The sequence below is a fragment of the Rhodopseudomonas palustris genome (assembly GCF_034479375.1).
GTDB classification, from domain to species: Bacteria; Pseudomonadota; Alphaproteobacteria; order Rhizobiales; family Xanthobacteraceae; genus Rhodopseudomonas; species Rhodopseudomonas palustris_M.
In genome coordinates this window covers 1,461,565-1,481,087 of the sequence record NZ_CP140155.1, presented here as the reverse complement: position 1 = coordinate 1,481,087, position 19,523 = coordinate 1,461,565, and the positions used below count along the sequence as shown (strand labels likewise).

At 65.7% G+C, this 19,523-nt stretch carries 19 protein-coding genes and 1 tRNA gene; 15 read left to right on the top strand and 5 right to left on the bottom strand.

Annotated elements, in window-relative coordinates:
* Positions 1-29: 29 nt before the first annotated feature.
* From SR870_RS06560 to SR870_RS06545, 4 genes are all read left to right on the top strand, one after another.
* Positions 30-2,153, top strand: a complete 2,124-nt coding sequence (locus tag SR870_RS06560) for a sodium-translocating pyrophosphatase (protein WP_322517211.1) — start codon at positions 30-32, stop codon at positions 2,151-2,153.
* A 208-nt stretch (positions 2,154-2,361) separates the two neighbouring features.
* Positions 2,362-2,604 (top strand): DUF2171 domain-containing protein, encoded by a 243-nt coding sequence (locus SR870_RS06555; protein ID WP_322517210.1) that lies wholly within the window; start codon positions 2,362-2,364, stop codon positions 2,602-2,604.
* A 255-nt stretch (positions 2,605-2,859) separates the two neighbouring features.
* On the top strand, positions 2,860-3,015 hold the full coding sequence (locus SR870_RS06550) for a hypothetical protein (protein WP_011664230.1): 156 nt from the start codon (positions 2,860-2,862) through the stop codon (positions 3,013-3,015).
* 75 nt (positions 3,016-3,090) lie between these two features.
* A complete protein-coding gene (locus SR870_RS06545) occupies positions 3,091-3,957 on the top strand; it encodes an alpha/beta fold hydrolase (RefSeq protein WP_322518211.1) in 867 nt (288 codons plus the stop codon).
* 34 nt (positions 3,958-3,991) lie between these two features.
* Here SR870_RS06545 and SR870_RS06540 read toward each other — a convergent pair whose 3' ends face one another.
* On the bottom strand, positions 3,992-4,468 hold the full coding sequence (locus tag SR870_RS06540; protein WP_322517209.1) for an outer membrane protein assembly factor BamE: 477 nt from the start codon (positions 4,466-4,468) through the stop codon (positions 3,992-3,994).
* A 98-nt stretch (positions 4,469-4,566) separates the two neighbouring features.
* On the opposite strand from SR870_RS06540, the gene SR870_RS06535 reads away from it, so the two are divergent.
* The 8 genes from SR870_RS06535 (at position 4,567) to SR870_RS06500 (ending at position 10,082) form a co-directional block, all read left to right on the top strand.
* Positions 4,567-5,106, top strand: a complete 540-nt coding sequence (locus SR870_RS06535; RefSeq protein WP_322517208.1) for a ubiquinol-cytochrome C chaperone family protein — start codon at positions 4,567-4,569, stop codon at positions 5,104-5,106.
* Positions 5,107-5,124: 18 nt separating this feature from the next.
* On the top strand, positions 5,125-5,688 hold the full coding sequence (locus SR870_RS06530; protein ID WP_322517207.1) for a DUF177 domain-containing protein: 564 nt from the start codon (positions 5,125-5,127) through the stop codon (positions 5,686-5,688).
* A 235-nt stretch (positions 5,689-5,923) separates the two neighbouring features.
* On the top strand, positions 5,924-6,985 hold the full coding sequence (plsX, locus tag SR870_RS06525) for a phosphate acyltransferase PlsX (protein WP_322517206.1): 1,062 nt from the start codon (positions 5,924-5,926) through the stop codon (positions 6,983-6,985).
* Positions 6,982-7,959, top strand: coding sequence for a beta-ketoacyl-ACP synthase III (locus SR870_RS06520; protein ID WP_322517205.1), 978 nt, complete (start codon positions 6,982-6,984; stop codon positions 7,957-7,959). Before plsX ends, SR870_RS06520 begins: the two co-directional genes overlap by 4 nt.
* Positions 7,960-8,092: 133 nt before the next feature.
* Positions 8,093-8,467 carry an integration host factor subunit alpha gene (locus SR870_RS06515; RefSeq protein WP_322517204.1) on the top strand — a complete coding sequence of 125 codons (375 nt, stop codon included), beginning with the start codon at positions 8,093-8,095 and terminating at the stop codon, positions 8,465-8,467.
* Between the two features lie 16 nt (positions 8,468-8,483).
* Complete coding sequence (locus SR870_RS06510) at positions 8,484-9,176, top strand: MerR family transcriptional regulator (protein WP_322517203.1); 693 nt, start codon at positions 8,484-8,486, stop codon at positions 9,174-9,176.
* Between the two features lie 95 nt (positions 9,177-9,271).
* Positions 9,272-9,349 (top strand) — tRNA-Pro (locus SR870_RS06505).
* 301 nt (positions 9,350-9,650) lie between these two features.
* A complete protein-coding gene (locus SR870_RS06500; RefSeq protein ID WP_322517202.1) occupies positions 9,651-10,082 on the top strand; it encodes a hypothetical protein in 432 nt (143 codons plus the stop codon).
* 136 nt (positions 10,083-10,218) lie between these two features.
* Here SR870_RS06500 and SR870_RS06495 read toward each other — a convergent pair whose 3' ends face one another.
* Positions 10,219-10,536, bottom strand: a complete 318-nt coding sequence (locus SR870_RS06495; RefSeq protein WP_322517201.1) for a hypothetical protein — start codon at positions 10,534-10,536, stop codon at positions 10,219-10,221.
* A 228-nt stretch (positions 10,537-10,764) separates the two neighbouring features.
* Here SR870_RS06495 and SR870_RS06490 point away from each other — a divergent pair, with 228 nt between their 5' ends.
* Positions 10,765-11,733: an SDR family oxidoreductase gene (locus SR870_RS06490; RefSeq protein WP_322517200.1), complete on the top strand. Its 969-nt coding sequence runs from the start codon at positions 10,765-10,767 to the stop codon at positions 11,731-11,733.
* A 36-nt stretch (positions 11,734-11,769) separates the two neighbouring features.
* A complete protein-coding gene (locus SR870_RS06485) occupies positions 11,770-12,555 on the top strand; it encodes a DUF169 domain-containing protein (protein ID WP_322517199.1) in 786 nt (261 codons plus the stop codon).
* A gap of 173 nt (positions 12,556-12,728) precedes the next feature.
* Here the strand turns inward: SR870_RS06485 and SR870_RS06480 are convergent, their stop codons facing one another.
* Together SR870_RS06480 and SR870_RS06475 are read right to left on the bottom strand one after the other, a co-directional pair.
* Positions 12,729-14,285 (bottom strand): undecaprenyl-phosphate glucose phosphotransferase, encoded by a 1,557-nt coding sequence (locus SR870_RS06480; protein WP_322517198.1) that lies wholly within the window; start codon positions 14,283-14,285, stop codon positions 12,729-12,731.
* Between the two features lie 97 nt (positions 14,286-14,382).
* Positions 14,383-15,552 (bottom strand): glycosyltransferase family 4 protein, encoded by a 1,170-nt coding sequence (locus SR870_RS06475; RefSeq protein ID WP_322517197.1) that lies wholly within the window; start codon positions 15,550-15,552, stop codon positions 14,383-14,385.
* Between the two features lie 277 nt (positions 15,553-15,829).
* On the opposite strand from SR870_RS06475, the gene SR870_RS06470 reads away from it, so the two are divergent.
* The gene (locus SR870_RS06470) at positions 15,830-18,127 is read left to right on the top strand and encodes an exopolysaccharide transport family protein (protein WP_322517196.1); all 2,298 of its coding nucleotides are present in this window, start codon (positions 15,830-15,832) and stop codon (positions 18,125-18,127) included.
* Between the two features lie 75 nt (positions 18,128-18,202).
* Here SR870_RS06470 and SR870_RS06465 read toward each other — a convergent pair whose 3' ends face one another.
* On the bottom strand, positions 18,203-19,405 hold the full coding sequence (locus SR870_RS06465; RefSeq protein ID WP_322517195.1) for a GNAT family N-acetyltransferase: 1,203 nt from the start codon (positions 19,403-19,405) through the stop codon (positions 18,203-18,205).
* Between the last annotated feature and the right edge of the window lie 118 nt (positions 19,406-19,523).

Below are 19,523 nucleotides of genomic sequence, written 5' to 3'. Positions count from 1 at the left end.
GGGTGAAACTCGGGACTGAGGCATCAGTAATGACAGCTTTATGGGTGATCGTGCTCTGCGGAGCGCTTGCGATCGTATACGCCATCTGGGCGACCTCGTCGGTGCTCGCCGCTGATCAGGGCAACGCGCGGATGCAGGAAATCGCCGCCGCCGTTCGTGAGGGCGCGCAGGCCTATCTGAAGCGCCAGTATATGACCATCGCCATCGTCGGCGTGGTGATCTTCGCGCTGCTCGCTTACTTCCTCGGCGTCCTCGTCGCGATCGGCTTTCTGATCGGCGCGGTGCTGTCGGGTGCGGCCGGCTTCATCGGCATGAACGTGTCGGTGCGCGCCAACGTTCGCACGGCGCAGGCGGCGACCACGTCGCTGGCCGGCGGCCTCGAACTCGCCTTCAAGGCGGGCGCAATCACCGGCCTTCTGGTCGCGGGTCTCGCGCTGCTCGGCGTGACGCTGTATTTCATCTATCTGATCCACTACGCCAACCTGGCTCCGAACAGCCGCACCGTCGTCGACGCGCTGGTGGCGCTCGGCTTCGGCGCGTCGCTGATCTCGATCTTCGCCCGTCTCGGCGGCGGCATCTTCACCAAGGGTGCGGACGTCGGCGGCGATCTGGTCGGCAAGGTCGAAGCCGGCATTCCGGAAGACGATCCGCGCAACCCGGCGACGATCGCCGACAACGTCGGAGACAACGTCGGCGACTGCGCCGGCATGGCCGCCGATTTGTTCGAGACCTATGCGGTGACCGCGGTCGCCACCATGGTGCTCGCCGCGATCTTCTTCGCCGCCGCGCCGGAACTGCTGCTCAACATGATGACGCTGCCGCTCGCCATCGGCGGCATCTGCATCCTGACGTCGATCGCCGGCACCTTCTTCGTCAAGCTCGGCGCCTCGCAGTCGATCATGGGCGCGCTGTACAAGGGGCTGATCGCCACCGGCGTGCTGTCGCTGATCGGCGTCGGCGCCGTGATCCACCAGTTGATCGGCTTCGGCCCGCTGGCCGGCGTCAACTATACCGGCCTGGCGCTGTTCGAATGCGGCATCGTCGGTCTCGCCGTCACCGGCCTGATCATCTGGATCACCGAATACTACACCGGCACCGACTTCCGGCCGGTGAAGTCGATCGCGCAGTCGTCGGTCACCGGCCACGGCACCAACGTGATCCAGGGCCTCGCCATCTCGATGGAATCGACCGCGCTGCCCGCGATCGTGATCATCGCCGGCATCCTGATCACCTACAGCCTCGCCGGCCTGTTCGGCATCGCGATCGCCACCACGACGATGCTGGCGCTGGCCGGCATGATCGTGGCGCTCGACGCGTTCGGTCCGGTCACCGACAACGCCGGCGGCATTGCCGAAATGGCCGGCCTGCCGAAGGAAGTCCGCAAGGCCACCGACGCGCTCGACGCCGTCGGCAACACCACCAAGGCGGTGACCAAGGGCTACGCGATCGGCTCCGCCGGTCTCGGCGCGCTGGTGCTGTTCGCGGCGTATAATGAAGACCTCAAATTCTTCATCGCCAACGCCGCGAAGTATCCGTACTTCGAGGGCGTGCTGCCCGACTTCTCGCTGAACAACCCCTACGTCGTGGTCGGCCTGCTGTTCGGCGGCCTGCTGCCGTATCTGTTCGGCGCGATGGGCATGACCGCGGTCGGCCGCGCCGCCGGCGCGATCGTCGAGGAAGTGCGTCGCCAGTTCCGCGAGAAGCCCGGCATCATGAAGGGCACCGACAAGCCGGATTACGGCAAGGCGGTCGACCTGCTGACCAAGGCGGCGATCAAGGAAATGATCATCCCGTCGCTGCTGCCGGTGCTGTCGCCGATCTTCGTCTACTTCGTGATCTACGCGATCGCGGGCGGCGGTCCGGCCGGCAAGTCGGCGGCGTTCTCGGCGGTCGGCGCGATGCTGCTCGGCGTCATCGTCACCGGCCTGTTCGTCGCGATCTCGATGACCTCGGGCGGCGGCGCCTGGGACAACGCCAAGAAGTACATCGAGGACGGCCATTTCGGCGGCAAGGGCTCCGACGCGCACAAGGCGGCGGTGACCGGCGACACCGTCGGCGATCCCTACAAGGACACGGCGGGTCCGGCCGTGAACCCGATGATCAAGATCACCAACATCGTCGCGCTCTTGCTGCTGGCGGTGCTGGCGCACTGAGGCTCGACGACTGGTCGAAACGAAAGCCCCGCGGCGAGAGCCGCGGGGTTTTTGCATGACGGGAGCTTTGTCGTCTGGCTCGCGCTTAACGCGTCCGGCACCCGTTCAGCGCGCGCACGCCCGCCTGATGGAAGGCCTCGGTTGCGGCGGATTGAACCTATTGGAACCGGATGCGTTACTCGTTCTCAACTTTCTCGAGGAATGTGACATGAGCGGCGTGAGCGAGATCAAGGAACATATGGAAGTCATCGGCGCCGACGGCGTGCATGTCGGCACCGTCGACAAGGTCGAAGGCAACCGCATCAAGCTGACCAAGAAGGACAGCGGCGAGGGCAGCCACAAGGGCCATCACCATTTCATCGACGGCGGCCTGGTGGCCGAGGTCGAAGGCGACAAGGTGCGGCCGTCGGCCAACGCCGCCGTCGCGGTGTCGATGGAAGAAGAGAAGTAGGCAGCGCTACCGCAGCGGTGCAGATCATGAAACCCCGCGGCGGAAGCCGCGGGGTTTTTTGTTCGGCCGCGCTTCGGGTCGGGCCTCCTGGTGAGGAGCCGCGCTCTTGCGCGGCGTCTCGAACCATGGATGTTCATCTCATCCTTCGAGACGCCGGCTTCGGTTTGCGAGCGACGCCGGAGTCCTGAGGGATGAGGGGCGGTGCATGGTGCAGGCGCCCGGATTGCTGTTCAGATCCTGACGAGGAGCTCATCGATGTCACTGTCGTCCGCCAAGAACTACGCGCTCCGCGCCGCCAAATCGCAGGACCAGAAGGAGGCGATCGAGCTGTTGTCGAAGGCGATCCTCGAGCTGGCGTCGTCGATCGAAACCACCGACGCCAAGATCAAGAAGATCAACAAGTCGGGATAGGCTCGGCGGCGATGCGGTCGCCGCACGGCGGACCGGGGCCGGAGGTGACGCGTCAGGCATGCTGCAAGGAGAACGATCATATCGGTTCGCACCACAACGCTCGCCGCCAACGGCCTGACCTTCGCCGTCGACGAAGCCGGTGAGGGCGACACCACGGCGCTGCTGCTGCACGGCTTTCCGGAAGCTCGCCAGTCGTGGCATCGGCAACTCCCGGCGCTGGCCGCGCTCGGCTGGCATGCGGTCGCGCCGGATCTGCGCGGCTATGGCGGCACCACGCGGCCTGCCGAGCAAGCGGCCTATCATCTCGATCACCTCACCGACGACGTCGCCGCGCTGTTTGCGGCGCTGGGCGGCAAGCGCAACATTCTGATCGGCCACGATTGGGGCGGGGTGATCGCCTGGCAGGCCGCGCTGCGGGGCAAGGTCGCGCTCGACGGGCTGATCATTCTCAACGCGCCGCATCCGGACGTGTTCGCGCGCGTGCTGGCCGACGGCTGGGGGCAGAAGCGGAAGTCCTGGTATGTCGCGTTCTTTCAGTTGCCGTGGCTGCCGGAATGGCTGATGACCCGCAACGACGGCGCAGCGCTGGTGCAGATGTTTCACAAGCATAGCCCGACGATCTCGGACGCGCAGGTCGAGATCTATCGCCGCAACGCCGTGCAGCCGGGTGCGGCGACGGCGATGATCAATTACTACCGCGCCAATTTCAGCGCGCTCGGCGGTGGCGCCGGGGCGCATCCGAAGCTCGCGGTGCCGACCCTGATGATCTGGGGCGAGAAAGATCTGGCGCTCGACATCGTGCTGACCGAGGGCAACGAGGCCCATGTGGCCGACTTCACGCGACGCCGGCTGCCCGGCGCCTCGCATTGGGTGCAGCAGGATGCGCCCGATCAGGTCAACGACCTGATCGCCGAATGGGCGCGCGGCAAAGGACTGGCGTAGCGCGCGCCGACCGCGCGCGCCGCTCGCGATGCGATCAGCGGAAGCTGATCAGCCTGAACAGCGGCGCCAGATAGCTCATTTCCTGGCCCGAGGTCGGCGTGGTGCGGCTGATGAAGTCGAAGATCTTGCCGTCCTGCATGCCATAATTGGCGATGCGGCGGACCTGCCGGTCCTGGTCGAAATAAATCGCGATCACGCGCTGATCGACCACCTTCTGCGGCATGAATGCCACCGGACGCTCGGCGCGCTGCGAGATGTAGTAGAAAACCTCACCGTTCAGGGTGGCGACGGTGGATGGGGTGCCCATCACGATCAGCACCTGGTCCTGGCTGGCGCCGATCGGAATCTGCTCGAGCGCGCCATTGGGGAGGATATAGCCCTTCTGGAATTGCTCGGAGGTGCAAGCGGACAGTCCCGCGCCCAGCAGCGCCAGCGCCAGTGCCGGGCCGAGCCGACGACGGGCCATCGCGCGGAGGCCGTCGCGGCGGCTTCGTTCGATCGAAATACTCATTCGGAAGCAGGCTCCATCCCCTTGCATCGCGCAAGGCGTTGACGTACCGGGCAGGCACTCGGATTGCAATCCCGAAGGGCCCGCGTCAGGAACCCGCAATGATCTGGCCGTTCAATCACCTTCGTCCGCCCCGGACGCCGCCGCGCCGCACCATCGAAGCGATCTATGGCATGATCGTGGCGCAGGCGCGAGAACCCGCGTTTTATCAGCAATATGGCGTCTCCGATACGGTTAACGGCCGATTCGAGATGATCGTCGTGCATCTCTGGCTGGTGCTGCGACGGATTCGCGCAATCCCGGATTCGGCGACGTTCGCTCAGGCGCTGTTCGATTGTTTCTGCAGTGACCTCGACGCGAATCTGCGCGAACTCGGCGTCGGCGACCTGACTGTGCCGAAGCGGATGCAGGCGTTCGGCGAGGCGTTCTACGGCCGCTCGGCGGCCTACGATCTGGCGTTGACCGAGGGCGACGAAGCGCTGGCGATGACGCTGGACCGGAACGTTCTTTATGGCGCAGATATTGGGAACGGGCGGCGGCTCGCGGCTTATGTCGGGCAGGTGATCGAGACACTCGACGGCATCGCGCCGTCCAAGCTACGCAATGGCGAGTTGCGGTTTCCGGCGCCGCCGGCTGCCTGAGCGCGGAAGGACAAGACGATGAGCGGCGACAACCCCTGGCGCGTACCGATCGTGGTGATGCAGATTCCGGAGACCGGGCTGCATCGCGAGATCGAGGCAGGCGAGGCCGAGCGCGCGGCGTTGGCCGCGCTCGGCGGGCTGCGAGAGATCATGTCGGCCAAGGCTGCGTTCGACCTGACGCCGGAGAGCGGCGGCCGGGTGCGCGTCACCGGCCGGGTGCAGGCCAGGATCGGCCAGATCTGCGTGGTGACGCTCGATCCGATCGAGAGCGCGATCGACGAAGACGTCGACCTGATTTTCATGCCGGCGGAGCAGATTCGCGAATTGTCGGAGACGGTCGATGACGACGGCGAGCCCGATCCGGGCGATCCGCCGGAGGCGATCGAGCGCGGCATGATCGACATCGGCCGGGTCGCGGCCGACGCGCTGTTTCTCGGCGTCGATCCGTATCCGCGCAAGCCGGACGTGGTGTTCGAGCCGGTGGTCGAGCCCGATGCTCCCGAAGAGCATCCGTTCGCCGCCCTGCAGGCGTTGAAGGCTCCAGCGAAGCCGTCGCGATCACGCAAGCCGAAGGGCGATTAGCGTCCACGCGGACGCCTGATCCGGGCAAACGCGTGGAATTCGCATCTGCGCTGCGTTTTCCCCAACGGGGAAATGCGACTTAAATCTGCCCGGTCAAGATGTTGTATCGGGTGCGGGAACGGCTATTGTCCGGCCCGTTCGGTGTGCAGCGCTGCACGCCCGAGCGCCATCCGGCGCATTTTTCAGACGCGGCCAAGCGCTTTAGGGCCGCAAGCGAACGGGTTTCCGATACGCCATGCCGGTGAAGGTTCGAATCGCGCTGGACGCAATGGGTGGTGATTTCGGTCCATCCGTCATTGTCCCAGGCGCCGCCATCTCGCTCGGCCGCCATCCCGACGCTGAATTCCTGCTGTTCGGCGACAGCGCGCTGATCGAGAAAGAGCTCGCTGCGTACCCGGCGCTCAAGAAAGTCTCGCGCGTCATCCACACCGACGTCGCGGTCAGCATGCACGACAAGCCGAGCCAGGCGCTGCGTCGCGGCCGCAAGGTGTCGTCGATGTGGCTGGCGATCGAAGCGGTGAAGAAGGGCGAGGCCGACGTCGCGGTGTCCGCCGGCAACACCGGCGCGCTGATGGCGATGGCGCGATTCTGTCTGCGCACGCTGCCGGGCATCGACCGCCCGGCGATCGCGGCGACCTGGCCGACGGTGCGCGGTGATTCGGTGGTGCTCGATCTCGGCGCCACGATCGGCGGCGACGCCGAGCACCTCAAGGCGCTGGCGGTGATGGGGGCTGCGATGGCCAGCGTGCTGTTCGACCTCGAACGGCCGACCGTCGGCCTGCTCAATATCGGCGTCGAGGAGATCAAGGGCGGCGAGGAAATCCGCGAGGCCGCCGAACTGCTGCGGGCGATGCAATCGCCGCGCTTCGAATTCGTCGGATTCGTCGAGGGCGACGGCATCGGCAAGGGCGCCGCCGACGTGATCGTGTCGGAGGGCTTCTCCGGCAACATCGCGCTCAAGGCGGCCGAGGGAACGGCCCGGCAGATCAGCGAATATCTGAAGGCCGCGATGTCCCGGACCTGGCGGTCCAAGATAGGCTATCTGTTCGCGCGCGACGCCTTCAAGGCGCTGAAGGACAAGATGGACCCGAACAAGTCCAATGGCGGCGTGTTCCTCGGACTTAACGGAATTGTGGTCAAGAGCCACGGCGGAACCAGCGCCGACGGCTTTGCGTATGCGGTCGATGTTAGCTATGACATGGTCCGCTACGATCTCCTGACCAAGATCAATCAAACGCTCAATCGTGAAGCCGGCGCGCTGGTCTCGACGCCGACGGCGCAGGAGGCTGTCTCGTGACGGTGGTTCGTTCGGTCGTGCTGGGCTGCGGCGCTTATCTGCCGGAGCGGATCCTCACCAACGCCGAATTGGCCGCGAAGGTCGACACCTCGGACGAGTGGATCGTGCAGCGCACCGGCATCCGGGAGCGCCACATCGCCGCCGAGGGCGAATACACCTCGCATCTCGCCACCAAGGCAGCGCAGGCCGCGCTCGACGACGCCGGGCTCACCGCCGACCAGATCGACCTGATCGTGCTGGCGACGTCGACGCCCGACCACACCTTTCCGGCGACTGCGGTGCAGGTCCAGGCTGCGCTCGGCATGACCCATGGCGTCGCCTTCGATCTGCAGGCGGTCTGTTCGGGTTTCGTGTTCGCGGTCGCCACCGCCGACAACTTCCTACGCGGCGGATCGGCCAAGCGTGCGCTGGTGATCGGCGCCGAGACCTTCTCGCGTATTCTCGACTGGAACGACCGCGGCACCTGCGTGCTGTTCGGCGACGGCGCCGGCGCGATCGTGCTGGAAGCGCAGGAAGGCTGGGGCACGTCGGCCGATCGCGGCGTGCTGACCACGCATCTGCGCTCCGATGGCCGTCACAAGCACAAATTGTACGTCGACGGCGGACCGAGCTCGACGCAGACCGTCGGCCATCTCCGCATGGAAGGCCGCGAAGTGTTCAAGCACGCGGTCGGGATGATCACCGGGGTGATCATCGACGCGTTCAACGCCAGCGGCACCAGCGCCGACAATGTCGACTGGTTCGTTCCGCATCAGGCCAACAAGCGGATCATCGATGCCTCGGCGCAGAAACTGCATATTGCACCGCAGAAAGTGGTGATGACCGTGGACCGCCACGGCAACACCTCGGCGGCCTCGATTCCGCTGGCGCTGGCTGCTGCCGTCGCCGACGGCCGCATCCAAAAGGGCCATCTGGTGCTGCTGGAAGCCATGGGCGGCGGCTTCACCTGGGGCTCGGCGCTGCTGCGCTGGTAGTTGCTCGTGTAAAGTTTTAGCAGCATTTCCATTGCGTTCCGTGCTAATCTGAATGCTGGCGGAGGTTGACCGCCGATTGCTAAACACCTAGTTTCAGCACGGATTTTTCTTTCGCCGAGAGGTGGGGCAGGCGATGACCGGGACCGGACGAACAGTCACACGTGTCGATCTTTGTGAGGCGGTCTACCAAAAGGTGGGCTTGTCGCGCACGGAGTCGTCGGCGTTTGTCGAACTGGTATTGAAGGAGATCACCGACTGCCTCGAGAAGGGCGAGACGGTGAAACTGTCGTCGTTCGGTTCGTTTTTGGTGAGACAGAAGGGCCAGCGCATCGGCCGTAATCCCAAAACCGGGACTGAAGTGCCGATCTCGCCGCGGCGGGTGATGGTGTTCAAGCCTTCGGCGATCCTCAAGCAGCGCATCAACGCCAACGGCGCCGCGGAACCCTCGATGGCGGCGTCCGCGAACGGCGCGTCCGAAGGCAAGTCCGAGTCGGCGTCGGGCACCTGACCACAGGAGACTGCATTTGGACAAAGCGCCGGATGCATTCCGAACCATCAGCGAAGTCGCCGACGAACTCGACATTCCGCAGCATGTGCTGAGGTTCTGGGAGACGCGATTCACCCAGATCAAGCCGATGAAGCGCTCGGGCGGCCGGCGCTACTACCGGCCCGATGACGTCGATCTGCTCAAGGGCATTCGCCGGCTGCTGTACGGCGAAGGCTACACCATTCGCGGCGTGCAGCGGATCCTCAAGGAGCACGGCATCAAGTCGGTGCAGCGGCTCGCCGACAACGAGGCCAGCGCGACCTTCGGCGCGGTCGAGGAAGCGATCGGCCGGAGCGTCGCCGAGGAGGACTACGAGCCCGCGCCCGGCGGCGGCATCGATCTCGACGACGACGATTATGACGGCGAGAACGAGGGCCTCGACCTCCACGCCATGATGGAGGAACCGGATCTGCGCGCGGCGCCGGCGCCGGCACCGGCCCGGTCGGCCACCCCGGCGGCGCGCCGCGCACCGGTTTTCGACGCCGAGGACGACGACGACCTGCCGGCCATGGCGTCGCCGGCGCCACGGCTGAATCTGCCGCCGCTGGACCTGCCGCAGGTGAATTGTGCGCCCGCCCGTCCGCCGGTCGATCTCGCCCCGCTGAAGGCCGTGCTGCAGGACCTGATCGCCTGCCGCGAAGCCCTCGACGCGGCGATGAAGGACGGCTGAGCCGGCCGTTTCGCCGCCCCGGGACCCGCGATTTGACGCCGCGCGCCTTGCGCAAGGCGCCGATCGAAGCTACAGCATCAGGGCCGAAACGGCATCGGAGCGTGGCGCAGCCCGGTTAGCGCACTAGTCTGGGAGACTAGGGGTCGAAGGTTCAAATCCTTTCGCTCCGACCATTTTTAGGCTGTGACGGCTGAATTCCCGAACGACCCCGACGCGAAGTCGGCTGTTGCGGCGTTCATGCACAACGCGATCTTCTACCGTCGCTCGAATTTCGACAACCGCTCGGAGTGAGCTCGTGCGCCTGGTCCCGCGGTGTGATTAGTACCCCGACCAAGTAGCCGGACATCGTGCAAATTCGAGGGCTCGCCGAGACGCAAGCATCGCTCTTGCGGCGCGACGCCGCCGTCCGGACAGCTTCCGCCCAACATCGAAATGTCATAGCGTGCCGAATCTCTGCAACGCTGAGGACCGGCCATGCGATTCCGTGTGCGAAAAGCCGCTCATGTCCTCGAACGCTCCGGGCTGGCGCTGGCGGGGGCGGCGTGCGGGATGTTCGTCGGCGCGCATGTCGGGACCAGCATCGGCGCGCTGACCACGATCGCCTTCCTGCTGGCGATGATCGCGGTCGGCGCGGTCGGATTTTATCTCGGCATCGATATTCCGCCGCTGCCGTTCCACGCCGGAGAGAGCGAGGCCGAGCACGCCGAGCGGGGCAAGGTCGATGCCGCGGAATTCCTCAGCGCGGTCGGCACGTTCTGCGCAACGCTTGCGGCATTCGCCTCGGTCAGCCTTGTGGTGCTGCATCAGGCACCGCATCTCGCCTGGACGGTCATGATCCTCACCGGTTGGCTCGGCGGCGTCATGATGCAGATCGTCGCCGGCACGATCGCGCGGTCGCGGAAATGATCAGCGGCAGCCTTCGCATCTGAGTTTCATCGAGCGGACAACGAACCGCCCTCGCGAACGAGGGCGGCTGTCAGAACCAAGCCGGGGAGGACGCCCGCCGCCGCGTATGAAACGGGGTGACGGGCGGTGGCGTTGGCTATTTCTTGCCGAGCAGGCCGGTCACGGCCGCCGGCAGCGGAATTCGGGCGACGAGCTGCGGCGCGAACACCAATGCGGCGATCGCCAATGCGATCAGCACCGGCAGCAGTTCGAAGGCGCTGACCTGCGCCACCAGCCAGACGGCAACCACAAGCGCCGCGAGTTCGGCAGCCAGATACAGTAGCACCGTGGTCAGGCTCGGCCGCGCCAGCTTGCCGAGCGGCGGCGCGAGAAAGGCGATGAACACCGCGACGACCAGAACCGCGACCAGCAGCAGAAACAGGAAAGCCGCGGTCTGAAAGGTGGCTGCCAGCATCGTCACGCTCCTCGATCCGGATGAAGGCGAAGACTAGGACGATTCCGCCGGGGACGAAAGCAGCGTCGGTGTCAGGAACGCACCTGACGACGAACGGCAGGCACGGCATCGCGCGCCGATCCACCGGCCGCTCGGCCGCGATGGACTCGTGCGCGCCGCGCCCTCTATGCTGGCTCGGCAGCCGCGGCTCGAACCGCGACGCGACGACATCAGGGAGGACATGCGGCCATGAGGGATTTCGCCGGCAGGATTGCGGTGATCACCGGCGGCGGCACTGGAATGGGCCGCGAACTCGCCCGCCAGCTCACCGCCGAGGGCTGCCACGTCGCGATCTGCGACGTCTCGGCCGAGGCGATGGCCGAAACCCGGCGGTTGTGCGAGGCGGACGGGCTGCCGCAGGGGGTGCGGGTCACGAGCCACATCGCTGACGTCTCGATCGAAGCCCAGATGAACCGATTTCGCGACGAGGTCGCGGCGCAGCACCGGACAGATTGCGTCCATCTGCTGTTCAACAATGCCGGGATCGGCGGCGGCGGCAGCATGATCATCAACAGCCGCGAGCAATGGGAACGCACCTTCAACATCTGCTGGGGCGGCGTGTATCTCGGCACCCGGATTTTCCTGCCGATGCTGATCGCCGCGGACGAGGGCCACATCGTCAACACGTCGAGCGTCAACGGCTTCTGGGCGTCGATCGGGCCGACCACGCCGCACACCGCTTACAGCGCCGCGAAGTTCGCGGTGAAGGGCTTCTCGGAAGCGCTGATCGGCGATCTGCGGCTCAACGCGCCGCATGTGAAATGTTCGGTGGTGATGCCGGGCCACATCGGCACGTCGATCGTCGCCAATTCGCGCAGGATCCAGAACAGCGACGCGGGCGACGAACTCGACGCCGACGAGATCGCGGCGATCCGCAAGCGGCTTGCGGCGGCCGGCTTGCCGGAGGCGCAGATGTCGGACGACGATGTCCGCGCGATGGCGACGGAACGGGCGCGCAGTTTCCTCGAGGAGGCGCCGACCAGCGCGGCGGCGGCGGCGCGCATCATTCTCGATGGCGTGCGTGCGGAGCGCTGGCGCATTCTGGTCGGCGACGACGCGCATCTGCTCGATCAGCGCGTCCGCTCCATGCCGGAGCGCGCCTACGAGATCGACTTCTACCAGAGCTTCGCCGCCGACATCGGCTGGAAGCTCGGCTGAGCGACGACCATCAGAACCGACTTCGGGAGGCATGCCATGGATGCGACGATCGCGTCGGAGACATTCGATTTCGCGGTGATGGTCTCCGACCTCAACGCGCTGCTGCGGCTCAAGACCACCGTGATCGGCATGAAGATGTTCGCGACCGCCGCCGAGATGGAGGCGATTCCAAAAATCCGGCGGCCGAGCGCGATCCACACCACCGACCAGATCGTCAGCATGGCGTCGCGGCTGGGCTGGACCGTCGGTATCACCGGCGACGATCTGGTCGGCGCGCAATGCCGCGCGGTGATCGGGCTCGGTCCGCAGGACGAGCAATGGCTCGACGGCCGGTCCTATGTCGGCGTGTGGCATGCGACGCCGGAGGATGCGCGCAAGCGCCAACAGGCGCTCGACGTTGTCCCGTTCGGGCAATATCAGGCGATGGCGGTATCGCCGCTTTCGAGCGGCCGGCTCGATCCGCCCGACATCTGCCTCGTCTATGCGACGCCCGGACAGATGATCATCCTGATCAACGGCCTGCAATATGCCGGCTACAAGAAGTTCGAATGGGGCGTCGTCGGCGAAACCGCCTGCGCGGATTCCTGGGGCAGGGCGCTCGTCACCGGCGAGCCGAGCCTGTCGCTGCCGTGCTTCGCCGAACGCCGCTACGGCGGCGTGCCGGATGAAGAGATGCTGATGGCGCTGAAGCCGGCGCAGCTCGCCAAGGCGATCGACGGCATGAAGCAACTCGCCAAGAACGGCCTGCGCTACCCGATCGCCCCCTACGGAATCCAGGCCGACGTCCGCGCCGGCATGGGCGTGTCGTACGGCGGGAAGTAACAAGCCCTCATCCGTCATTCCGGGCCGCGAGCCTTGGCTCGCGAACCCGGAATCTCGAGGTTCGGGACGGCGCGGATGAACAGCTCGGGGTTCCGGATTCGCCGCTACGCGGCGCCCCGGAACGACTGCTGTGAGGCGAAGCGTCGCCGCGCGACGTTGGACGTCTCCGTCCCTCAATACGCGTTCTCGCCCTTCAGCAGCGCCCACGGCGTTCTCAGCAGGATGTAGAGGTCGAACAGCACCGACCAGTTCTCGATGTAGTACAGGTCGAATTCGACGCGCTTCTGGATCTTCTCTTCGTTGTCGATCTCGCCGCGCCAGCCGTTGATCTGGGCCCAGCCGGTGATACCCGGCTTGACGCGGTGGCGGGCGAAGTAACCGTCGACGGCTTCGTCGAAGAGACGATGCTGCAGCTTGCCCTGCACCGCGTGCGGGCGCGGGCCGACCAGCGACAGGTTGCTCTTGAACACCACGTTGAAAAGCTGCGGCAGCTCGTCGAGGCTGGTGCGGCGGATGAATTTGCCGACGCGGGTGACGCGGGGGTCGTTCCTGGTCACCACCTTCGACGCGGTCGGGTCGGCGAGGTGGTGATACATCGAGCGGAACTTGAACACGTCGATGCGCTCGTTGTTGAAGCCGAAACGCTTCTGCCGGAACAGCACCGGACCGGGGCTGTCGAGCTTGATCGCGAGTGCGACGAGCGCCATCACCGGCGCCGCGGCGAGCAGGATCAATCCGCCGACGAGGTGGTCGAACAGCCGTTTCGTCACCTGATCCCAATCGGTGATCGGCGCCTCGAACACCTCCAATGTCGGCACGTTGCCGACATACGAATAGGCGCGAGGACGGAAACGCAGCTTGTTGGTGTGCGCCGACAGCCGGATATCGACCGGCAGCACCCAGAGCTTCTTCAGCATGTCGAGGATGCGGGTCTCGGCCGAGATCGGCAGCGCGAACAGCACCAGATCGACCCGGGTGCGTCGGGCGAATTCGAGAATGTCGTCGATCTTGCCGAGCTTCGGCGAGCCCGCGCAGGTGCCGAGCGCGCGGGAATCACTGCGATCGTCGAACACGCCGAGGATGTGGATGTCGGAATCGTCGTCTTTCTGCGCCCTCAGGGCGTTGATCAGCTTCTCTCCGTTTTCGTCGGAGCCGACGATGATGGTGCGGCGATCGAGACGGCCCTGGCGCGCCCAGTGCCGGACCAGATTGCGCAGCACCAGACGGCCGCCGATGAGCAGCGTCAGGCCGATGACATAGAACGACGACAGCCACAGCCGCGAGACGTCGCCGCCGACCTTGGCGAAGAACGACGCGCCGATGAACAGCAGAAACACGAACGACCACGCCGAGATCATCCGCGTCATCTGTTTCAGCGTGCCGCGAAACACCTGGACCTGATAGATGTCGGCAGCCTGGAAGGCGATCACGGCGGTGACGGTCATGCCGAGGATCGCGGCGATGTATTCCCATTGCAGGCCGTCGCGGCGCGCGACGTAGCCAAGATACAGCGCGATGCCGACGCCGGCGATCAGCACGAAATCGGCGAGCCGCACGATGCCGGCGATCACGATCGGTGAATAGGCTTCGGGGACCTTTTCGTTGGTCACCGCGAGCGCGGCCGGCGACAGCCGCTTGCGCCGCTCGACGGGCGGCCGAGTCGGATCATTGGCGACCGCCGCCTGCGCTGCGGCGGTTTCGATCATGGAGCGGGCGCTGATCGGTTCCACGTCACGATTTCCGTTATCACCGGCGCGCGACCGTGCCGCGCGAATCCTCGGCGACTAGAGGGTAAAAATTGCAAGAAAACGTTAGCGCAATTGTAGACTATTGATGCTCGGCGACGGCCTCTCCGGCGATGCCTTCTCCGGCAAAGGCGTCGCGGTAGCCGGCCATCACGCCTTCGACCATCGCCTTCTGGGAGAAATGCAGGAAGATCCGTTCCCGCAGCGCGCGGGCGCGATCCTGCGCGCCGGGCAGATCGTCCAGCGCCGCCTTGATCGCGTCGGCCATGGCGGCGGGCCGGCCCGGTGCGAACAGGGCGCCGGCATGCTCGGGGCCGAAGATCTCCGGGATGCCGCCGACATTGGCGGCGATCATAGGAATGCCTGCGGCGGCGGCCTCGATCACCACATAGGGCATCGAGTCGCCACGCGACGGCACCACCAGCAGGCGCCCCTTGGCAAAGCCGTCGCGCGCCTTGACGTGCCCGACGAAGCGTACCGCCTCGTTCAGGCCGAGCTGCTTGACCTGGGCCTTCAACGCCGCGGATTCCTCACCGTCGCCGCCGAGTGTCAGCGTCACCGGGCGGCCGTCGGCGCGAAGCCTTGCGACGGCCTCGACCAACAGGTCGGCGCCCTTGATCTTGCGGAATTCGCCCACATAGGCGACGTCGGTGACGTCCTCGGCGGGCTTGATCGGATCGAACTCGCCGGCGGTGACGCCGTTGAACACGCAGCGTACCAGCCCGTCGGGCTTGCCGATCATCCGCTCGTAAGTGTTCCGCGCGAATTCGCTCTCGAACAGAAAAAGTTCGGTGCGGTTCATCAACAGCCGCTCCATTCGGCTGTAGAGCTGTCCCTTCGCGGTCGAGGTCGGATAGTGCAGCGAGCCGCCATGCGGGGTGTAGACCCGGATCGCATGCGCGGGCTTCGGGACGACGCGCATGAATACGCCGGCCTTCGCGCCGTGGCCGTGCAGCACGTCGGGCTTCAGGCCGCGGACCAGCCGGGTGAAGCGGAACCACATCCACGGATCGGTAGGGGACGGTTCACGGCGGATCGGCATCCGGTAGACGCCGAGCTTCAGCCGCGGCGCGATCTCGGCGAGCGCGGCCGCGGCGCGGTCGCCCCCGGTGAGGCTGTCGGTGATCAGCGCGACCTGGTGGCCGCGATCGGCCTGGCCATTGGCGAGGTCGAGGATGTGGCGAATGATACCCCCCACCGGCGCGCGGACAGCATGGACGATCCGTAACGGCTGGTTCGGGGGCGGAGCCATGTCAGGAGCCGCGCGCGTCGACGCGCGCGCCGGGGCTGGGCTGCATGCCGGATCGCGCCATTGGGTGAGCGCCGGGAAGGTGACCATGCTGCATTGCTGAATCCGCGAGAAATTATCGAGTCGAATTAACGGCTTTCGTGGTTAAGAAACGGTGATAGCGCGTTGCGTGGCGCGCGATTTGAATGGTCCGGAAGTTCGATTTTAACGCGGCGGCAACCTTAATCGTTTGTAATCGGAGGATCACGAGACGAGTCTTCGCGTCAAGTAGGAGTTTGCAATGCAGTTCGCGTTCTGGCGTCGGACGAAGGACGAGGCGGCCGACAAGGAGGCGGTTTCGTCGGCAAATTCAGTCGCCACAGCCCCGTCGAAGGCAGAGCGTATCAAGGCTGCGGCAAAAGAGCCGATGTTCAGCACGTCATTGTCCGACGAGCCGATCATCAAGCGGGCGAAGGCTGCGCCGGCGCCCATCGCGCCCCCGACCAACGGCGATATCGACCTGCGGCTGATCGGGCAGGCGCTCGCGCGCAAGAAGCATCTGATCATCGCGCCGACGTTGCTGGCGCTGGTGCTGTCGCTCGCCGTCGTCAATCTGATCACCCCGCGCTACAAATCGGAAGCGCGCATCCTGATCGACGGTCGCGAGAACATCTTCCTGCGCCCCACCGGCGAGCGCGACGAACAGCGCAATGCGGTCGACCCGGAAGCGGTGACCAGCCAGGTTCAACTTCTGCTTTCGCGCGAGCTCGCGCTCGAAGTCATCAAGCAGAACAAGCTGTCCGAGCGCCCCGAATTCGACCCCGTCCTGAAGGGCATCAATCCGCTGAAGTCGTTGCTGGCGCTGGTCGGCATCGGCCGCGACCCGTTTTCGATGACGCCGGAAGAGCGCGTGCTCGACGCGTATTACGAGCGGCTCACCGCCTATGCGGTCGACAAGTCGCGCGTGATGGTCGTCGAATTCCAGTCGCAGGATCCGGAGCTCGCGGCGCGTGTCGCCAATTCCATCGCCGACGACTATCTGGTGTTGCAGCAGAATGCCCGCCAGGCGCAGGCGCGGTCCGCGGGGCAATGGCTGTCCGGCGAGATCGAATCGCTGCGCAAGAAGGTCGCCGAAGCCGAATCCAAGGCCGAGGACTTCCGCTCGAAGTCGAGCCTGTTCATCGGCACCAACAACACCACGCTGTCCAATCAGCAACTCGGCGAGCTCAATACCCAGCTCGGCAACGCGCGCGCCCTGAAGTCCGACGCGGAGTCCAAGTCGCGGCTGATCAAGGAGATGCTGCAGGGCGGTCGCCCGATCGAGGCGTCCGAGGTGCTGAATTCCGAGGTGATGCGGCGGCTGACCGAGCAGCGCGTGATGCTGCGCACTCAGCTCGCCGAACAATCCTCGACGCTGCTCGACAACCACCCGCGGATCAAGGAACTGAGGGCACAGCTCGCCGACCTGGATCGGCAATTGCGCGACGAGGCGATGAAGCTGTCGCGCTCGTTCGAGAGCGACGCGCGAATTGCCAGCGGTCGGGTCGACAGCCTGGTCGCAAGTCTCGAGCAGTTGAAGAAGCAGGCCTCGTCCACCAACGGTCAGGACGTCCAACTGCGCGCGCTCGAGCGTGAAGCCAAGGCGCAGCGCGATCTGCTGGAATCCTACCTGGCGAAATATCGCGAAGCGACCACTCGTGAGACCATCGATCAGGCGCCGGCCGACGGCCGCATCATCTCGCGCGCCATCGTGTCGAACACGCCGGCCTATCCGAAGAAGCTGCCGATCGTGCTGATCGCCACGCTGGCGACGCTGATCCTGAGCGCCGGCGGAATCGCCACCGGCGAACTGCTGCGGATGACCCAGCCGCGCGGCGCCGGGATGCCGATGCCTTCGAACGAAGCTGCGTTCGCAGCGACGGCACCGGCGTTCGTTTCAACCGCCGGGGTGTCTGCAAATCCGCCGTCGCCGCCGCGCGAAGCCGCTTCCGAACGAACGGACGATATCGAGAAGTTGGCGCACCGGCTGTACGGCGCCGGCGACGCTGCGCGCAAGATCACCGTGCTCGGCACCGGCGACACCGACAACGTCACGGCGACGGCGCTGACCCTGGCGCGACGTCTCGCACGCGGCACCAAGGTGGTGCTGGTCGATCTGTCGGAATCCTCCGCGATGCTGAAGGCGGCGTCGTCCGATCCGGCCGCGCCGGGGCTTGCGGAACTGATGCAGGGTGAAGCCTCGTTCGGTCAGGTGATCACGCGCGACCGCAGCTCGGCGCTGCATCTCGTCAGTGCGGGGCGCCCAGGCTTCGACCGCAATCTTCTGCAATCGCCCCGGCTGATCGTGGCGCTGAATGCGCTGCTGCGGGTCTACGATCATGTCCTGCTCGACGCCGGCACCGCGGCCGATCTGCCCGCAGAACTGTTGACGGCGCAGGCCCGGGCCGTCGTGGTGCCGGCGGCCGACATGCCGGCGGACGCCCGCATGAAGATGGTGGAGCAGCTCGAGGCGGTCGGCTTCTCGGAGGCGACGATGGTGAGCGCTGCGGCGCGGCCGTCTGATCTCTTCGAACCCGGCGAGCGCACCGTCGCTGCGTGACCAGTTGCGATATCGCTGATTGAAAATGCCCGGGTACTGCCCCGGCATTTCCTTCGCTGCGAAGGATCGTTTCGATCAGCGCTGCAGCGCGCCGCGCAGCCGCTGGGCGATCTGCATCAGGGCAGGGGTCTGCTTGACGGCGCGTTTGGCGCGCGCAACCGATGCCATCGCGACGGCCGCGATCCGGCCGCGCGGCGACAGTGCGACGAAGCTGTCGAAGATCGGCTCGAGGTCCTTGCAGAACAGCTTCTTGTAGTCGTCGGAGCCGATGCCGAGATCGAGCCGGCGATAACCCCGCTCGGCGTAGTGATCGATGATCGAGCGCATCAGGATCAGCCCGGGGCTGTAGCGCGAGACATCCGACAGCGTGTAGGTGTTGAACATCATCGAGTAGCGGTGGCCGTCGGCGACGCCGGCGAACATCGCGATCATCTCGTCGTCGGATTCCAGCGCATGAATCTCGATCGCGCGGCCGCCGCCGGGGAGTTTGGTCAGGCAGGCCCGGCGGATGAAATCCGCGACGCCCGGATCGGCGAACACGTTCGGCAGTTTCTGCGCCGCCATCCGGATCGGCTTGATCCGGAAGAAGGCATCGAGCACGCGTTCGATGTCGGCGTCGCTCTCCGCCTGAACGTAACGATAGCCGGGCAGCGCCTGCAGCTTCTTCTCCTTGGTCTTGAGACGGCGTCGGAACGAATTGCTGATCCGGTGGGTCGGCGGCGCGGCGGGATCGACCAGCAGCACCGGACAGTCGTTGATCGAGGGCTGATGCGCGAGCTGCGCCATCGGATTATCGAGTCCGCGCCAGCGCAGCGGCTGCTGACACAGCTCCAGCACGTCGGCGCCATCGGCTCGGGCGCGCAAGCCCGCGATCAGCGCAGCGAGGTCGTTCGCATCCGCCGACTGCGCGACGTCGCGACGCCATAGCGGCATGTTGAAAGTGGGGTGCTTGCCGCCGAGGAAACGCGCGATCCGAACGCCGAAGCGTCGTTCCAGCCCGAGCGGGAGCAGCAACAATGGCCGCTGCTCGGCGTCGCTGGCGACGACGATGAAGGGTTCGACGCGATCGGCGATGCCGACATGGCGCTGCCATGCGTCGAGAAGGTCGAAACGCTGGTACGGCGTCGAAAACTGCTCGGGCTGTTCCAGTGCGCGCCAGATCGCTTCGGCCGAGGCCATGTCGCGGAAAATATCGACGCGCGCAATGCGACCGGGCTGCACCGACGACGACGCGTGTTCCGCGGAACGGCCTTCGCTGAGCACGGCCATCATCGTCATGTGAATTCCTTTAGATGAATCTTTACGCTTTTCAGCGTGTCCGGACCTTTACAAAGAAATCTCAACAAACAGTAATGAGGTGGCGGGAAACGCGGCGATGGGCGCTGCGGCGTCGGGA